The sequence below is a fragment of the Thalassospira sp. MCCC 1A03138 genome (assembly GCF_002115785.1).
Classification (GTDB): domain Bacteria; phylum Pseudomonadota; class Alphaproteobacteria; order Rhodospirillales; family Thalassospiraceae; genus Thalassospira.
On sequence record NZ_JFJY01000001.1, the window covers coordinates 136,291 to 152,284 of the forward strand.

General features: G+C 56.7%; 15 protein-coding genes. 4 read left to right on the plus strand and 11 right to left on the minus strand.

The annotated features are described in order from the left end of the window. Positions 1-262: 262 nt before the first annotated feature. Positions 263-1,720: an aldehyde dehydrogenase gene (locus tag TH468_RS00695; protein WP_085641794.1), complete on the plus strand. Its 1,458-nt coding sequence runs from the start codon at positions 263-265 to the stop codon at positions 1,718-1,720. An 81-nt stretch (positions 1,721-1,801) separates the two neighbouring features. On the opposite strand, the gene TH468_RS00700 is transcribed toward TH468_RS00695, so the two are convergent. From TH468_RS00700 to TH468_RS00725, 6 genes are all read right to left on the minus strand, one after another. Further along, positions 1,802-2,284: a YaiI/YqxD family protein gene (locus TH468_RS00700; RefSeq protein ID WP_085641795.1), complete on the minus strand. Its 483-nt coding sequence runs from the start codon at positions 2,282-2,284 to the stop codon at positions 1,802-1,804. Between the two features lie 38 nt (positions 2,285-2,322). Beyond that, complete coding sequence (locus TH468_RS00705; RefSeq protein WP_246832174.1) at positions 2,323-3,618, minus strand: MFS transporter; 1,296 nt, start codon at positions 3,616-3,618, stop codon at positions 2,323-2,325. 77 nt (positions 3,619-3,695) lie between these two features. Then, positions 3,696-4,424, minus strand: a complete 729-nt coding sequence (locus TH468_RS00710; protein ID WP_085642400.1) for an amino acid ABC transporter ATP-binding protein — start codon at positions 4,422-4,424, stop codon at positions 3,696-3,698. Continuing rightward, entirely contained in the window at positions 4,411-5,064 is a 654-nt protein-coding gene (locus TH468_RS00715; protein ID WP_007090726.1) for an amino acid ABC transporter permease, read from the minus strand. The genes TH468_RS00710 and TH468_RS00715 overlap by 14 nt, the downstream gene beginning before the upstream one ends. Next, entirely contained in the window at positions 5,057-5,728 is a 672-nt protein-coding gene (locus TH468_RS00720) for an amino acid ABC transporter permease (RefSeq protein ID WP_085641796.1), read from the minus strand. The genes TH468_RS00715 and TH468_RS00720 overlap by 8 nt, the downstream gene beginning before the upstream one ends. 52 nt (positions 5,729-5,780) lie before the next feature. Beyond that, entirely contained in the window at positions 5,781-6,563 is a 783-nt protein-coding gene (locus tag TH468_RS00725) for a transporter substrate-binding domain-containing protein (protein WP_085641797.1), read from the minus strand. A gap of 204 nt (positions 6,564-6,767) precedes the next feature. Here TH468_RS00725 and TH468_RS00730 point away from each other — a divergent pair, with 204 nt between their 5' ends. Next, positions 6,768-7,445, plus strand: a complete 678-nt coding sequence (locus TH468_RS00730) for a FadR/GntR family transcriptional regulator (protein WP_085641798.1) — start codon at positions 6,768-6,770, stop codon at positions 7,443-7,445. Positions 7,446-7,546: 101 nt separating this feature from the next. On the opposite strand, the gene TH468_RS00735 is transcribed toward TH468_RS00730, so the two are convergent. The 5 genes from TH468_RS00735 to TH468_RS00760 form a co-directional block, all read right to left on the minus strand. Next, positions 7,547-7,756, minus strand: a complete 210-nt coding sequence (locus TH468_RS00735; RefSeq protein WP_007090722.1) for a cold-shock protein — start codon at positions 7,754-7,756, stop codon at positions 7,547-7,549. Between the two features lie 78 nt (positions 7,757-7,834). After that, on the minus strand, positions 7,835-9,652 hold the full coding sequence (locus TH468_RS00740) for a DEAD/DEAH box helicase (RefSeq protein ID WP_085641799.1): 1,818 nt from the start codon (positions 9,650-9,652) through the stop codon (positions 7,835-7,837). A gap of 695 nt (positions 9,653-10,347) precedes the next feature. After that, positions 10,348-11,556, minus strand: coding sequence for a YeeE/YedE family protein (locus tag TH468_RS00750; protein ID WP_085641800.1), 1,209 nt, complete (start codon positions 11,554-11,556; stop codon positions 10,348-10,350). Between the two features lie 106 nt (positions 11,557-11,662). After that, positions 11,663-12,586, minus strand: coding sequence for a sulfurtransferase (locus TH468_RS00755; protein ID WP_085641801.1), 924 nt, complete (start codon positions 12,584-12,586; stop codon positions 11,663-11,665). Between the two features lie 146 nt (positions 12,587-12,732). After that, the gene (locus TH468_RS00760) at positions 12,733-13,458 is read right to left on the minus strand and encodes a TetR/AcrR family transcriptional regulator (protein WP_110252816.1); all 726 of its coding nucleotides are present in this window, start codon (positions 13,456-13,458) and stop codon (positions 12,733-12,735) included. A 314-nt stretch (positions 13,459-13,772) separates the two neighbouring features. On the opposite strand from TH468_RS00760, the gene TH468_RS00765 reads away from it, so the two are divergent. Continuing rightward, positions 13,773-14,540, plus strand: a complete 768-nt coding sequence (locus TH468_RS00765; protein ID WP_037992041.1) for an NAD kinase — start codon at positions 13,773-13,775, stop codon at positions 14,538-14,540. Continuing rightward, positions 14,537-15,724 (plus strand): acetylornithine deacetylase, encoded by a 1,188-nt coding sequence (gene argE, locus TH468_RS00770; protein WP_085641802.1) that lies wholly within the window; start codon positions 14,537-14,539, stop codon positions 15,722-15,724. The genes TH468_RS00765 and argE overlap by 4 nt, the downstream gene beginning before the upstream one ends. The last annotated feature ends 270 nt before the right edge of the window (positions 15,725-15,994 follow it).

Here is a 15,994-nt window from a genome sequence, read left to right on the forward strand (position 1 = left end):
GCAACCGCCAATAACAACAAGACATATTGAACAATGCGTTTCCGTTATTTTGCACATGCGAGTAAACGGACAGGAGGATACGTCACATTTTTACTTTGAACATCAAAGTAGATAACAGATTTTCTGTATCCATCTTCCTGAGGTAACGCCAAAGCGGGAAAACCGGAATCTCTGCCCAAAGACCTTTCCGGGTCTTGCCCGGCGCAAAGCTGCCTTTCGCCGCCGCACAGCAGAACATAAAGAAGAAATCAGGAGAAACGTCGTGAACGATGCCAAGCTATTGATCAACAACGAAGCCGTGAATGCCACCAACAACCGGACATTCGAACGCAAGAACCCGGTCACCGGCAAGGTCGCAACCTCTGCTGCTGCCGCCAGCCCCGCCGATGCGCGCAAGGCCGCCGATGCCGCCGCCGCCGCATTCCCGGAATGGTCAAAAATGGGTCCGGGCGCACGGCGCAAGATTTTGCTCAAAGCCGCCGACATCATGGAAGACAAAGGCGACGAGTTTGGTCGTCTCGTCCTTGAAGAAACCGGCAGTACGCGCATGTGGGGCGGTTTCAACGCCCATCTTGCGGCCAATATGCTGCGCGAGGCCGGTGCAATGACAACCCAGATTCAGGGCAACCTGATCCCGTCCGACACACCCGGCCTGATGGCCATGGGCATTCGTCAACCGGTTGGCGTGGTGCTGGGCATTGCGCCATGGAATGCGCCGGTCATCCTTGGCACGCGCGCGATTGCCATGCCGCTTGCCTGTGGCAACACGGTGGTGCTCAAGGCATCCGAACTGTGCCCCGCCCTGCATCGCCTAATCGGCGAATGCCTGGTCGAGGCAGGCGCCCCGGCCGGTGTCATCAATGTCGTGACCAACGCCCCGGAAGATGCCCCGGAAATCGTCGAAACCCTGATCGCTCATCCGGCGGTGCGCCGCATCAACTTTACCGGCTCAACCCGCGTTGGCCGCATCATCGCCAAACTAGGGGCCGAACACCTTAAACCGGTTCTGCTTGAACTGGGTGGCAAGGCGCCGTTCCTTGTGCTCGACGATGCCGACATTGACGAAGCGGTCAATGGCGCGGCATTCGGGGCCTATATGAACCAGGGCCAGATTTGCATGTCGACCGAACGCCTGATCGTTGACAATGCGGTTGCCGATGATTTCGTGGCCAAACTTGCCGCCAAGGCCAAAACGCTGACCGCTGGCGACCCGGCAAAGGCCGAACATATTCTGGGCGGTGTCGTGAATGTCGAAGCCGTCAACCGGATCGAAGAACTGGTTGAGGATGCCGTCTCCAAGGGGGCAAAACTGGTCGCTGGTTCCGGCAAGGCGCGCGATGGCGTTCTGATGGATGCGACCCTGCTGGATCACGTCACCCCCGCGATGCGGATTTATGCCGAGGAAAGCTTTGGTCCGGTCTGTGTCGTCATCCGTGCCGGCAACGAAGACGAAGCGGTTCGCATCGCCAATGACAGCGAATATGGTCTGTCATCGGCGGTCTTTTCCACCAACATCCCGCGCGCGATGGAAGTCGCCAAGCGGATCGAAAGCGGCATCTGCCACATCAACAGCCCGACCGTTCAGGACGAAGCCCAGATGCCGTTTGGCGGGGTAAAAGCCAGCGGCTATGGCCGCTTCGGATCGCAGGCATCAATTGATGAATTCACCGAAATGCGCTGGATCACGATCCAAAGCGGCAAACGCCACTATCCGTTCTAAAGATATTAAGTTCCGCAGGGGGGAAGCCCGGTCGCACTCCCTCAGATGATCGGCAGGGACCTGTGGCAGGCCGCCTTACGCTTAACCGCGCAGGGCGGCCTGTATCGTGACTTCCAGCATGTTGGAAAAACGCGACCGGTCCTTTTGGGTAAAGCCCGCATTGCGGCCCTGCTCCCCGGTGACTTCGCGCATATGGGCGGCGATTTCACGGCCGGCCAATGCATTGCCGATATTCGCCTCGGTAAATTCCTGACCATTCGGACGCAACACGCGCGCACCGATTTCAAGCCCTCGCGATGCCAGCGGAATATCGTTGGTCACGATCACGTCGTTCTTGACGGCATTTTCGGCAATCCAGTCATCGGCCGCATCGGGTTCCGGCGGCACAATCACGATCCGGACCAACGGATTGCGCGACGGGCGAATACCGCCGTTTGACACCATGATCATTTCCAGACGATGGCGTTCGGCCACACGTTCGCATTCCGCCTTCACCGGGCAGGCATCCGCATCGACAAGGATACGCGGCCGCATCGCCGCTTTATTGGGTGTGTTTTCAGACATGGCGCGATAATCGTCACGCAAACAATAAAGTCAAGCCATCAGGCGATTGTTGGCATTTCATGTGCTGCCTTGGCATCCTTCATCATCATCAAAACAACCCCACCCAGCAGCGCAAACCCACCCGCGACAAGAACGGTTGCCTGGAACGAATACCAGGTCGCGATAAAGCCGGTTGCAAGATTGGCAACAAGCCCGCCGACGAAAAGCGTACTGACATAGTAACTGGTCGCAACACCGGGGCGATCAGGGGCGAAGTTTTGCACGAAGGTCATACTGATTCCGGCAAAAATGCCATAATAAATCCCGTCCAGCGTCGCCAGAACCAGCACATCGGCAAGGCTGGTCGCGTTATAGATCAGCCCGAAGAAGACCGCGGCAAGCACGGCGGCCAGTATCATGCCGCCGCGCTCGCCGATCTTTCTGATCAGATGCGCGCAGTAATAAATCACCACCACCTCGACAAAGCATTTCACCGTCAGGGCAAAACCAGCCGCCGATGCGATTAGCCCCATTTCAGTCGTGAAATAAAGCGGCATGGCGGTTACGAAAACAACATTCCCCGCCCCGATGAAAAACACCGGCACACAGGCCAGAAGCAATCCGAAATTGAACGGGATTTTCTTGCCCGTCACAAGCGAACCGGGATGATGGGTTTTGAACGCCGCCGGGACGATAAACAGACACACGACAAACCACACCGCCCCAAGGGTCGCGATGCTGTAATAGGTCACCGTAAAACCGAACGCACCAAACAGCGATAATGACGCCGCCGGGCCAACCATCCAGCCAAGCGATGTCTGCATCCGAAGGAACCCGTTGAATTTGACAACGTCGCGCCCGGTCTGCTCGGCAAACAGTCGGCCAAACGAATACATCACCGAAAGCGCGCCAGACCCGACACCAAGCAGGATCGAAGCAAAGCAAAGATAAACCCAGTAAATCTGAAACGTCGCAAGCATCGCCATACCACTGGCAAAACAGACAATACTGGTGATCAGAAGCGCCTTGATTGGCAACGCCCGGTCAATCGCGCGGCCAAATGCCCGGTTGGTCAGAAGTGTGACAACAACCTGAACAATCGCCACCATGCTGACCCTCCATGGCGGCTCCCCCATGCCTTCGATGATATAAAGCCCGCCAAGTGGCGCTGCCGAGGACGCGGTAAACGCCCCCATCAAAAGCAGGCCTAACACCAGAAACGGATAGCGATCCAGAAAGGCGGTTACGCCAGATACCGGCCGAAGATTTCCGCTTTCAGGATGTCCATCACCCTGAGATGTACCGGTCTGATCGCGCAATTTCGTGCCCTCGCCCTCGACATAAGCCCAAGGCACGTTTTAGATGATCAACCATCAACAGGAAATAGCCCTAATTGCAAACCTGTGAAATTGTCACAAATCGCACCACCGGCTCAGGCAAGCCCACCGACAAAGCTGGCAAGTTCCGGGGTTTTCGGATTGGCAAAAACATCTTCGGGGGCACCGCTTTCATGAATGCGGCCCTGATGCATGAAAACCAGTTTATCGCAAACCTCGCGCGCGAAACGCATTTCATGCGTCACCATCACCAATGTCATGCCCTCCTCGGCAAGCTGGCGCACGACAGCCAGAACCTCGTTCACCAGCTCTGGATCAAGGGCCGATGTGACCTCGTCACACAGCAACACACGCGGCTTCATGGCAAGGGCACGCGCAATCGCCACCCGCTGCTGCTGCCCGCCTGAAAGCTGATCGGGGTAATGCATCATCTTGTCGGCAAGCCCGACCTTGGCCAGCATTTCCTCGGCCACGTCCTTGGCTTCGGCCTTTGACTGCTTTTTCACGACCTGCGGCGACAGCATGACGTTTTCAAGTGCTGTGTAATGCGGGAACAGATTGAACTGCTGAAACACCATGCCAACGTTAAGCCGAAGCGTAAGCACATCCGTATCGCGGTCACCAACCTTCTTGCCCGCCACCATGATCGTCCCGTCATTGATGGTTTCAAGGCCGTTGATGGTGCGCAAAAGCGTGCTTTTGCCCGATCCGCTTTTCCCGATCAGGGCAATCACCTGCCCTTCCTCGATCTTAAGATCAATGCCTTTAAGGACTTCGAGCTCGCCAAAGCTTTTGTGGATAGCGTGCAGTTCAACGAGCGACATGACGAAGTTTTCCTTCCAGATGGCGGGCATAAAGCGAAAGCGGGAAACAGATCAAGAAATACATGACGGCCACACAGCCATAGACCGTAAAGGGCGCATAGGTCGCATTGGTGATCATGGTCCCGGCCTTGGTAAGTTCGACAAACCCGATGATCGACGCAACCGCCGTCCCCTTGACCACCTGCACCGAAAAACCGACCGTCGGCGGCACCGCAATACGAAGCGCCTGCGGCAGAATGATATAGCGCATCTGCTGGCGGAAATTCATGCCAAGGCTTGCCGATGCTTCCCATTGGCCAAGCCCTATGGATTCAACGCACCCCCGCCAGATTTCGGTCAGAAACGCACTGGTAAACAGCGTTAACCCCAACATCGCCGCGATCCAGGGCGACACATCAATCCCGATCAATGGCAGACCGAAGAACACGATGAATAACTGCATCAAAAGCGGCGTGCCCTGAAACAGTTCGACATAGCCGCGCACCAAACGCATCGCCCACGGATTACCGGCGGTCCGCACCATCAAAAGCAAAAGCCCGACAATCCCACCCAGCACAAAGGCGGTAAGTGACAGCAACACCGTCCAACGTGCGGCCAGCAGCAGATTATAAACAATATCCCAAAGGCTGAATTCAGACATGACTGCGCCGTTCAAACAGGAAGTTGCCAAATATCTTCAAACCCCAGCGCAGCAGTACCGACATCACCAGATAAAGTGCGGTCGCCACGAAATAGACCTCGAAGGCACGGAAATTGACGGCCTGGATATAGTTCGCCGCAAAGGTCAGTTCCTCGGCCGCGATCTGCGAACAGACGGATGATCCCAACATGACAATCACGATCTGGCTTGATAATGCCGGCCAGATTTTCTTGAGCGCCGGACGGATAATGACATAGCGGAAAATCTGCACCCGGTTCATCGCAAGGCTTTGGGCGGCCTCGATCTGCCCCTTGGGGATCGCAAGGATACCCGCCCGGATGATTTCGGTCGAATAGGCCCCAAGATTGACGATCATTGCCAGAACCGCAGCCTGAAATTCACTTAGCTTCACGCCAAGCGCCGGGAGCCCGAAAAAGATAAAGAACAACTGCACCAGAAACGGGGTGTTGCGGATCAGTTCCACATATATGCCGACGATCTGGCTGATGACGGGGGCACGCGATGCGCGTGCCCACGCCGCCAAAGTCCCCAGACTGACGCCAACCACAGCTCCGATGACGGTCAGTTCGGTTGTCAGGACAACCCCGTCAAGCAGCAATTGCCAATGCGGGACAATTGCACCGAAATCGAATTCATAAGCCATTGAAACCAAGCAATCCGGTCAGGGGTGAAGCCATCAGTCAATCAAGTCAGGATCAGAGCTTTTCCGGCAGCGGAATGCCAAGCCACTTTTCGGCAATCGCGTTCAGACGGCCATCGGCAATCGATGCCGCAATGATCTCATTGACCTTGGCTTTGAACGCGTCCTCTTCCTTGTTCAGCCCCACATAGCAAGGCGAATTTTTGATCAGGAATTTCGGTTCCGGCTTGCGCGGCGGGTTGCGTTCGATGATGGCCGCTGCCGTGACATTGCCAGTCGCAATCAGATCAACCTGGCCTGAAAGGAAGGCCGAAATCGTGCCGTTATTATCCTCATAACGTTTGATTTCGAGATCCGCCGGGGCAATTTTGGTCAGTTCCAGATCTTCAATCGCACCGCGCGTCACACCAACCGAATGCCCCGCAAGGTCTTCGGCACCCTTGACATCGATATCAGCCGGACCAAAAACGCCGTTATAGAACGGTGCATACGGATCGGTGAAATCAATCACCTTTTCACGGTCCGGGTTTTTGCCAAGGCTGGAAATCACCAGATCGACCTTGCCGGTGGTCAGATACGGGATACGGTTGCTCGATGCGACCGGCACCAGTTCAAGCTTCACACCAAGATCGTCTGCGATCAGGGCCGCCATATCGATGTCATAGCCTTTGGGCTGCATGTCGGTACCAACGCTTCCGAACGGCGGAAAGTCCTGCGGCACGGCGACTTTCAAAACGCCGGCTTCCTTGATGCTATCAAGCGCCCCTGCTGATACGCCTGCCAGCGGGGCCGCAATCATGGCAATCGCGGCGATGGTTGATTTCAGAAATTTGTTCATTTGCCTCTACCCGTATGAAAGTGGATTATTAGACTTATTTTTAATCTGCATAAAATAACTGCATAAAATTTATGCTATTGTCCATGGATAAATTTCGTACTTGCGAAAAATCACAAGCTGATTAAAGCTATAACCCTTAAATATATTGGATTTTTGCACCGGATAAATTTTGATACAACTGGTCAGACCAGTTATGGGAAACGCATGACACGCACTGAAACCGCCCCGGAACGCGCCGCGCGCGCCATTCGCAACCTGATTAAAAGCAACGGCTTAGGTCCCGGCGACTCTTTACCGGCCCAGCGCGAACTGGCCGCCACCCTTGGCATCAGCCGCGCCAGCCTGCGCGAGGCGCTCGCAACGCTTGAAGCCATGGGACTGATCCGGGTTCAGGCCGGCAAGGGCGCCTATGTCGCCGATCCCCATGACGGAATGCCGCGCGATGACAATCAGAAACGTCAGGCCGCGCAGGTCTATCAGTTCCGCCTTGCGATCGAGCCCTATGTCGCGGGCCTCGCCGCACAGGCCCGCACCCGCGATCATCTGATCGCCCTTCAACGCAGCATCGACGACATGCAAACCGCGTTCGAGGCTGACGACCTGATCACGGCCGCCAATGCCGATACCGAATTTCATGAAATCCTGCTGTCCGCATCGGGCAATCCGCTATTTGCCGCCGCGATCTTCCCGACGGCGCAAACCATCCATGAAAACCAGATGCTGCCCTTTGCCAATGCGGCCGCGATCAAGGCACCGTTGCGCGAACATGAACAGATCCTGCGCTATGTACGTGACCGCAATCCATCAGGTGCACGCGATGCCATGCATTTCCACGTACTCAGTGCCGCGACCCGGGCCAATATTGCCTTCCTGCGCCCGTAGGGTATGGCCACGTAAAACGTACAGATAAAACAAAACCCCCACCCGGTTGCCCGGATGGGGGTTTCGCAAATCAGCGCCCTCGCAAGCGAAGGCAAACCGAATTAGGCAGCGGTCAGATCGTCAGCCGAAACGCGGCCCGAACGTGAGTCGGTGCGCAGTTCGTAGTTGATCTTGTCGCCTTCCTGCGGGTGATTCATGCCAGCGCGCTCAACGGCGCTGATGTGCAGGAATACGTCATTTCCGCCTTCGTCCGGCTGAATGAAACCAAAGCCTTTGGTTGCGTTGAACCATTTAACGGTACCAGTTGCCATCTTTAAATCTCCTTTAGAGTGTCGATTGGCGTTACGGTGCATCCCGCGTGGATGCACCAATCAGTTTGGAAAGCTGCCTCAGGCGGTTTCACGCCTGCTGCGGTTTCCGGAATTGTTTTCAGAACGGCGTTCGCCATTCGGGCGCGCGCCCGGACGACCACCTACTGGCTTGCCGGGGCGCGCACGACCAGGACGTGCGTTGCGGGCTGCCGGTTTGCCGGGCTGACCCGGCTTACCATTTGCAGTCGCACCGTTGCCGGTTGTGCGGCGCTCGTCCGAGCTGCCAAGGAATGAAAGGTTGGATGCAATGCGATTGTCACCGCCGCCCGTCCCGTTCGAAGTCACCTTTTTCGGTGTCCGAACCCGGTTATCGCCATTGGCGCTGCGGGTATCACGGGCATCGCGGCTATCACGACCTTCACGACGCGCGCCGTCTCGGGCCTGCGGACGGGCCGCTGCGGCGCGATCAGTACGCTCGTTATTGCGATCGTTGCGATCCGCACCCCCCTTGATGCCGCCCTTGTAACGGCCGGAATTTTCCGATCCGCTGGCGACATCGCGCGTGGTTTCTTCGGTGCGACGACGATCATTGCTCCGGTCATTGCGATCATTACGACCTCGGGCGTCATTGCGCCCCTGACCGTTACGACCACCTGCACCCGGACGACCTCCGCCATTCCGGCCACGCCCATTGCCATTGCTGGCCCGACGATCGGGATTGGCATCGCGTTCGGCTTTTGAAATCGCGTCCTGCTCGGCGGCTGCCTTGGCATCGCGACGATCGATTACCGGGATCGACTGTCGGGTGGTTTTTTCGATATCACGCAGAAGACCGCGTTCTTCCTCGTCACAGAATGCAATCGCCGAACCGCTGGCACCACCGCGGGCGGTACGACCGATACGGTGCACATAGCTTTCCGGGACATTCGGAAGTTCGAAATTCACAACATGGGTCACACCGTCGACATCAATACCGCGTGCGGCAATGTCGGTTGCGACCAGAACGCCGATCTGACCATCCTTGAACGCGTTCAAGGCACGTTCGCGCTGATTCTGGCTTTTGTTGCCATGAATCGCTGCAGCACTGATCTTGCAGCTTTCAAGATGACGCGCCACACGATCGGCCCCGCGCTTGGTGCGGGTGAAAACAAGGGTACGTTTGAAAAGCGGGTTATCAAGCAATTCTGCCAGAAGCTGACGCTTGCGGTTTTTCTCGATCATATAGACCGACTGCTCGACACGTTCCTGGGTCGTGGCAACCGGGGTCACCGAAACCTTGACCGGATCGGAAAGCATATCACCGGCAAGCTGACCAATCTGGGTCGGCATGGTGGCCGAGAAGAACAGGTTCTGACGATCACGCGGCAACATCTTGATGATGCGTTTGATCGGCGGCAGGAAGCCAAGATCAAGCATGTGATCGGCTTCGTCGAGCACGACGACATCAACATTGTTAAGTTTCAGCTTGCCTGCATCAATGTGATCAAGCAAACGGCCCGGCGTTGCGACAAGAACGTCCACACCCGGCGTAATCGCCTTGATCTGCGGACCATGCGCAACCCCGCCAACAACAACAGCAACCGTGGTGTTCATGAAGCGGCCATAGGCACGGAAGCTGTCGCCAATCTGGGCGGCCAGTTCACGCGTCGGCGCCAGCACAAGCACACGGCATGATTTCGCCGGGGTACGGGTTTCGTTTTTGGAAAGACGGTCCAAGATCGGCAGTGCAAAAGCAGCGGTCTTGCCAGTGCCGGTCTGTGCGATCCCCAGAAGGTCTTTGCCTTCAAGGAGAGATGGGATGGCCTGTGCCTGGATCGGCGTTGGCGCATCATAGCCTTCATGCTTGAGAGCGCGAAGGACGGGCTCGGCCAGGCCGAGATCCGAAAATTGGGTCAAATAAAAGTATCTCTTGGTATTGCGGCAGCAGAGGGAAGGGAATCGGCCCTTGAATGTATTACGTCAGCTCTGCGCCTTGCATATTCTTTCGGAAAAGCCCGCGTAGTAGGGCCCTTCAATGCGGTTTTCCGGTAGATCACTCAACAGGCGAGGCCAATAAAGTCCCCTCTACGCTTCTGGAGCGATCAGATAACAAGGGCAACATGCGCAGAGTTTTGTCTGCTTGTCAAACACCATGTTTGTCATGGGCCACGCTTAATTTGCAAACAAGCCCGTCACTTAAGCAGCGCGGGCTTGTTTTGATTGCAAATATTCTTGTTCCTAGTTGGCAGAACAAGGGCTCCCTGCCCCGCAAGGATTATATGCCGCACACGGATTTTCTGCTGCGCACGGGTTAAACGCCGCACACGGGTTGGCACCGCACGGCGCTGCGGCACATGGATTTGCTGCGCAAGGATTATAACCCGCACAGGGATTCGCAGCACATGGGTTATAGCCCGCACAAGGGTTCGCCGAACAGGGGTTCGATCCGCACGGATTACCCGCACACGGATTACACCCGACCGCCGGATTGTTGGCCGGGTTCGATATTGCCGGTGGATTGGCGGGCGCGCTGGTGTGATGATAATGATCAAACGCCACCGCACCGCTGGCCGCGAGGAACACCGCGCCAAACAGGATTGTATTTTTCTCGCTCATGACTTTTTAAATCCGTCCATGCCAAATACTGGGCGCAGCGCAATACCGATCCAGCTACCGGCAAAGGCCATCACAAACCAGAGCCAACCATGCACGCTGCCCGAGGCGATGCCGCTAAACAACGCCCCGATATTGCAGCCAAACGCCAGCCGCGCGCCATAGCCCATCAAAATCCCACCAACTGCCGCCGCCAGAAGCGACGCAAACGGCACCTTCACTTTGGGCGCGAATTTGCCCGCAAGGCTTGCGGCCAATGCCGCCCCGATCACGATGCCGAAATTCATCACCGACGTATTATCCGCCAGCACCGAATTTGAAAGCGCCTTGGCCGGACCGGCCCAGTTCCAGAATTCCCAGGTTTCAACCGGCATGCCGATACCTTGGGCGATCTTCGCCCCCCAAAGCCCGAACCCGAACGTGATCGACCACGGATGCCCCGCACTCAGAAGCGTTGCAACATTAAGCCCGGCCAGAAGGATACCCGTCCCGACCAACGGCCACGGACCATGCAGCAACCGGGCAAAGCCCGCACGCGGTGCCACCGGTGCGGTTTCAATCGAACCATGGGCGCGTTTTTCAACCCAGATCGTGATCAACGCCACCAAAGCCAGACCGGCAAAGGTCACGCCCAACCCGCCCCAGATGCCAAATTCGGTTCCGAGGCTCATGGGCGGCATGGAAGGCAGTTCAAGCCACATCGGCAAATGTGCGGTGCCGATCACAGCGCCCACGATAAAGAACACAAGCGTCAGCAACATGCGCGCACTGCCGCCGCCAACCGTAAACAGCGTCCCCGATCCGCATCCGCCGCCAAGCTGCATGCCAAGGCCGAACATGAACGCGCCGACCAAAACCGAAACACCAACCGGTGCCACCGCGCCGACAATCGGAGTGCCAAGTGGTGCGCCGATGGCAAGCAAGGGAATAAACGCCGCCGCGGCAATGCCGATCATCAAAAGCTGGGCCCGCATCGCGCGGCCGCGCTTTTCGACCGAAAACCGCCGCCAGCCGCCGGTAAAACCGAATGACGCATGATAAAGGGCAATGCCCAACAACCCGCCAAGGCCATAAAGCACGGCCTGATGGATATCGACGGCCTGCGCAATCAGCACCGCGACAATCACAAACAGGATCGCCGTGACGGCTGCGGGCCCTTTGTCAAAACTAAAGCCCGAAGTACGGACATTAAGGGTCGTTTCAGACATGGTGGTGACGCTCTATCTGACTGGAAACCTGATAACGAACGGAACCGGGCAAACCGGTTCCGTCAAAACATCGTGCATTATAGGGGTGTTACGCCGTATTTCCGAATTATTCCGGAACAACCACGTCGCGCGACGGATCAGCCGCCCATTCGGTCATGGAGCCGTCATACATCCGGGTGTTTTTGTTGCCCATCACTTCCGAAAGGCCAAACCACGCAACCGATGCCCAATGGCCGGTATTGCAATAGGTGATTTCATCACCGTCTTTCGACACACCGGCATTTTCGACAAGGCCGCTGATCACATCGGATGCAACAAACTGGCCTTTCTGATCATCATAAAACGCCGACTGTTCGATATTGACCGCACCGGGGATTGCACCGGCACGCGCCACGACGGGGCTGGTCTGTTCACCGCGGAACTGTGCCGACGGACGCGCATCAACCAGCGCGACGCCATTTTCACGCGCCTTGGCAACATCATCGGCCGTCGCCAGAAGCTCCGGGCGGAAATTGGCATTGAATGCCACAGCCTGCGGGGCGACCGCGTCGGTTGAAACCGGCTTGCCGGCTGCTTCCCAGGCACGCTGCCCGCCATCAAGAATGGTCACCGCATCATGGCCCAGCACCTTAAAGGTCCAGTAAACACGGGTCGCCGAACCAAAATCCGAGCTGTTCTGACCGGCCGGCACGACAACAACCTGTTTGTCATTATCAATGCCAAGGCTGCCGATCCGGGCCGAAATCACATCAACCGGCGGCAACTGGCCGACAACATCACCCACCTTGGCACGCCAGCCGAACTTGCCATAGGGCGCAAAAACCGCACCGGGAACATGCCCGGCATCATAGGGGCTGCCTTCCTTGTTCAGCGACCGGATATCGACAACCACCAAAGACGGGTTATCAAGATTATCCGAAAGCCACGCGGCATCAACCAGCGGCTTTTCGGTCAGGCGCTCGGCCTGAGCGGCAGAACCCGCAAAGACAATCGCCACTGCCGCAACGGCAGAAAGAATAAGAGAACGCATGGGGCCTGTCTCCGATGTGGTGAATTAGAAATTTGTGAAATCTATATAATCACCATACATCTGATGTCAATTAATATATAATAACAGTTATTTTTTGTTATAATGACAAACATTAGTGATTGAGCATCCCCCGCAACCTTTAAACGCTAGGGCCGCAACCCATTAAGATACCGCGCATATTCGCGCGCAAACGCGCCATGGGTTTCGCTGTTGCGCAAGGCAGGCGGGCGGGTCAGGAAGCCATGCAGGGCAGCGATGATGAATTCTGCCACCGAAGACGGTTCGATATCGGTGCGGATGGTTTTATTGAACTGTCCATGGCCCAGATGCAGCGCCAGACCGCGCCGCCAGTATCGGTAAACTCCATCAATCCGCTTGCGCAGATTTTCATCAAGTTCCGCCGCCCCCGACGCCAGCCGTGCCAGCGGACAACCGCCTTCAAGCAGTTTCGGCGCATCCTTGGTACCAAGGCAATCCACCTGCCCCATCATCACCGGCAGGATATCATCCGCCCCGTCAAGCGGCCGCAGCCAAACATCATCAATATATTGCGGCAGGCATTCCTCGATCACGGCATGGGCAAGTTTGGCCTTGCCGGGGAAATGATGATAAAGCGCGCCCTTGGTCGTGCCGGTCCGTTCCAGGATCTGATTGATCGATGCCCCGGCAAACCCGGCCATGCGGATTTCATAAAACGCCGCATCAAGGATCAGCTTGCGGGTTGCCTGCGGATTGCGGGGCTGTCGGGTCGTCGCCAGCGCATTTTGCGCATGGTCGGCAATGGCATTTTCAATCGTGCCCTCATCGACCGGATCATCCGGATGGGAGATCCGGGCCAGTGCGGCAGTAATGCTAAAGGGCGGTTTGCTCATGATTTTTATATCTTGTGCCATGTTCGATAAGGCTGTCCAAGGTTCCCCTGTTTTTGCCCCAAGGTCAATATGAGAGCACATCGAACCCAACGTGACCTTGCGCACAGTATCCCCGCGCGTGCGATGATCCAGCCCCTTGCAATTACATGTAAACCAGTCTCTATTACGGGATTGCGGGCCGGTGATACGGCCCCCATATCCGGCCAGAAATAAAACCGGAAACGTTCAGAACCACGCCCGGAACCACGCCCAACGCCACCCTGACACGATTATGGTGGCATGCGATCACAGGATCGCATTCGATCGGAAAGCAGATGCATATTCATTCCATCGCCTTTGTCGCCGCCGACACCAAAATTGCCCAGGACGCGATGTACCGGTTAAAGCATCGCTATGGCCATGTCTCGCCGGAAACGGCGGATGTGATTGTCGCACTTGGCGGGGATGGCTTCATGCTGGAAACCCTGCATCGCTATATGGGGCGCAAGGTGCCGATCTATGGCATGAACCGGGGCACGGTCGGATTTCTGATGAATGAATTCCGTGAAATGGACCTGCCCGAACGCATTGCCGAGGCCCAGACCGTGCAACTGCACCCGCTTCAGATGGAAGCCCACACCATGCAGGGCGAAAGCATGTGTGCGCTTGCGATCAACGAAGTCTCGCTTCTGCGCGAAACCCGGCAGGCGGCAAAACTGCGCATCAAGATCGACGGGGTCGAACGGCTGGCCGAACTGGTGTGCGATGGCGCACTGGTCTGCACACCGGCCGGAAGTACGGCCTATAACCTGTCGGCCCACGGTCCGATCCTGCCGATGGGAAGCGGCCTTATGGCCCTGACCCCGATCAGCCCGTTTCGCCCGCGTCGCTGGCGCGGCGCGCTTCTGCCGCATGGGGCCGAAGTCGTTTTTGATGTGCAGGATCCGCAAAAACGTCCGGTTTCCGCCGTGGCCGATTATACCGAGGTTCGCGATGTCTCGCGCGTGATCATCCGCGAAGACAGCAACATGAAAATCAAATTGCTGTTCGATCCCGAACACAATCTGGAAGAACGCATTCTTAAGGAACAATTCGTCGAATGAGTGCCGCCAACACCACCGCTATGCCGTCTGCTGCAACCCTTGACTGGCTTGCCAAACTGATCAGCCATCCAAGTGTCAGCCTGACCCCGAACCTTGCCCTGATCGAACAGGCGCAAAGCTATCTGGAAAGCCTTGGCTATCTGTGCGCGGTCGTGTTTGACGAAACCAGAAGCAAGGCCAACCTGTATGCCACCATCGGCCCGGCGGTCGATGGCGGCGTGATCCTGTCAGGTCACAGCGACGTGGTCCCGGTCGAAGGCCAGAACTGGGCATCCGACCCGTTCACCACCGATATCCGCGGCGACAAACTTTATGGCCGCGGGGCCTGCGATATGAAGGGTTTCCTGGCCTGTCTGCTGGCCAAGGCAGAAATCTTCAAAAATGCCGATCTGCGCGTGCCGATCCATCTGGCCTTCACCTATGACGAAGAAGTCGGCTGCCTTGGTGTGCCAAGCCTGGTCGAGGCGATCAACGCCCTGCCCCATAAGCCCGCCATGTGCATCGTGGGCGAACCCACCAACATGCAGGTCATCACCCAGCATAAAGGCAAATATTCCGCCCGCGCGCATTTCACCGGCCGATCGGGCCATTCGTCGCTGCCGGGCGAAGGTGTCAATGCGGTTGAATTCGCATCCGAATTCGTGGTGTTCCTGCGCCGCCTTGGCCAAAAATTCCGCAATGAAGGCCCGCATGATGATGAATTCGTGCCCAATCACACGACCTTCCACAGCGGGGTTATCCATGGTGGCACACAGCTCAACATCATTCCGCAGAATTGCTATGTCGATTTCGAATTCCGCAATCTTCCCAATCATGATCGCAACGAACTCAAAGGTCTGATTTTCGATTACCTCGACAACACCCTTATCCCGCAAATGCGCGAAACCTATGACGATGTCGGGGTCGAAATCGAAGTCGTCTCCGACATGCCGGGCCTCGCCACCGGCGATGACGAGGAAGTCACAAAACTGGTCATGGAACTGACCGGGGCCAACACCACCGGCAAGGTCAGCTTCGGCACCGAAGCCGGTGTATTCTCGGCGATGGGCGATATCCCTACCGTCGTCTGCGGCCCCGGCAGCATCGAACAGGCCCACAAACCCGACGAATTCATCGAACTCGACCAGCTCGCGCGCTGCGAAAAGTTCCTCGACAAGCTTTTGGCAGTATTGGTACGAAAGTAGCAAATCACCTGCCAAACAAACGTAAAAGCCCCCGAGTTGGGGGCTTTTTTATTGAAAAACTATCAAGGAATTGGCCCCGGAATGACCTTTGCCTTGTGCAAGCGACTTGACGTCCATCGGCGTTACGGTCAAAACAAAAGGGCCGGTGCAATGCACCAGCCCTTCTTACGCACGCGCAACGGCGGGGTCGGGGGACTGCGCAGACAAGTCTGCAACCGTCGCGAGCGCGCCGACAAAGCCGGTCTGTTAATTCAGACCGGCTTTGCTTTC

Coding starts and splice junctions, on each gene's coding strand:
- TH468_RS00735 (WP_007090722.1), bottom strand. CDS start 7,756: ATGGCAACTGGTACCGTTAAATGGTTCAACGCAACCAAAGGCTTTGGT.
- TH468_RS00715 (WP_007090726.1), bottom strand. CDS start 5,064: ATGTCTGAATTCAGCCTTTGGGATATTGTTTATAATCTGCTGCTGGCC.
- TH468_RS00755 (WP_085641801.1), bottom strand. CDS start 12,586: ATGCGTTCTCTTATTCTTTCTGCCGTTGCGGCAGTGGCGATTGTCTTT.
- TH468_RS00730 (WP_085641798.1), top strand. CDS start 6,768: ATGACACGCACTGAAACCGCCCCGGAACGCGCCGCGCGCGCCATTCGC.
- TH468_RS00750 (WP_085641800.1), bottom strand. CDS start 11,556: ATGTCTGAAACGACCCTTAATGTCCGTACTTCGGGCTTTAGTTTTGAC.
- argE (WP_085641802.1), top strand. CDS start 14,537: ATGAGTGCCGCCAACACCACCGCTATGCCGTCTGCTGCAACCCTTGAC.
- TH468_RS00725 (WP_085641797.1), bottom strand. CDS start 6,563: ATGAACAAATTTCTGAAATCAACCATCGCCGCGATTGCCATGATTGCG.
- TH468_RS00700 (WP_085641795.1), bottom strand. CDS start 2,284: ATGTCTGAAAACACACCCAATAAAGCGGCGATGCGGCCGCGTATCCTT.
- TH468_RS00710 (WP_085642400.1), bottom strand. CDS start 4,424: ATGTCGCTCGTTGAACTGCACGCTATCCACAAAAGCTTTGGCGAGCTC.
- TH468_RS00765 (WP_037992041.1), top strand. CDS start 13,773: ATGCATATTCATTCCATCGCCTTTGTCGCCGCCGACACCAAAATTGCC.
- TH468_RS00720 (WP_085641796.1), bottom strand. CDS start 5,728: ATGGCTTATGAATTCGATTTCGGTGCAATTGTCCCGCATTGGCAATTG.
- TH468_RS00760 (WP_110252816.1), bottom strand. CDS start 13,458: ATGAGCAAACCGCCCTTTAGCATTACTGCCGCACTGGCCCGGATCTCC.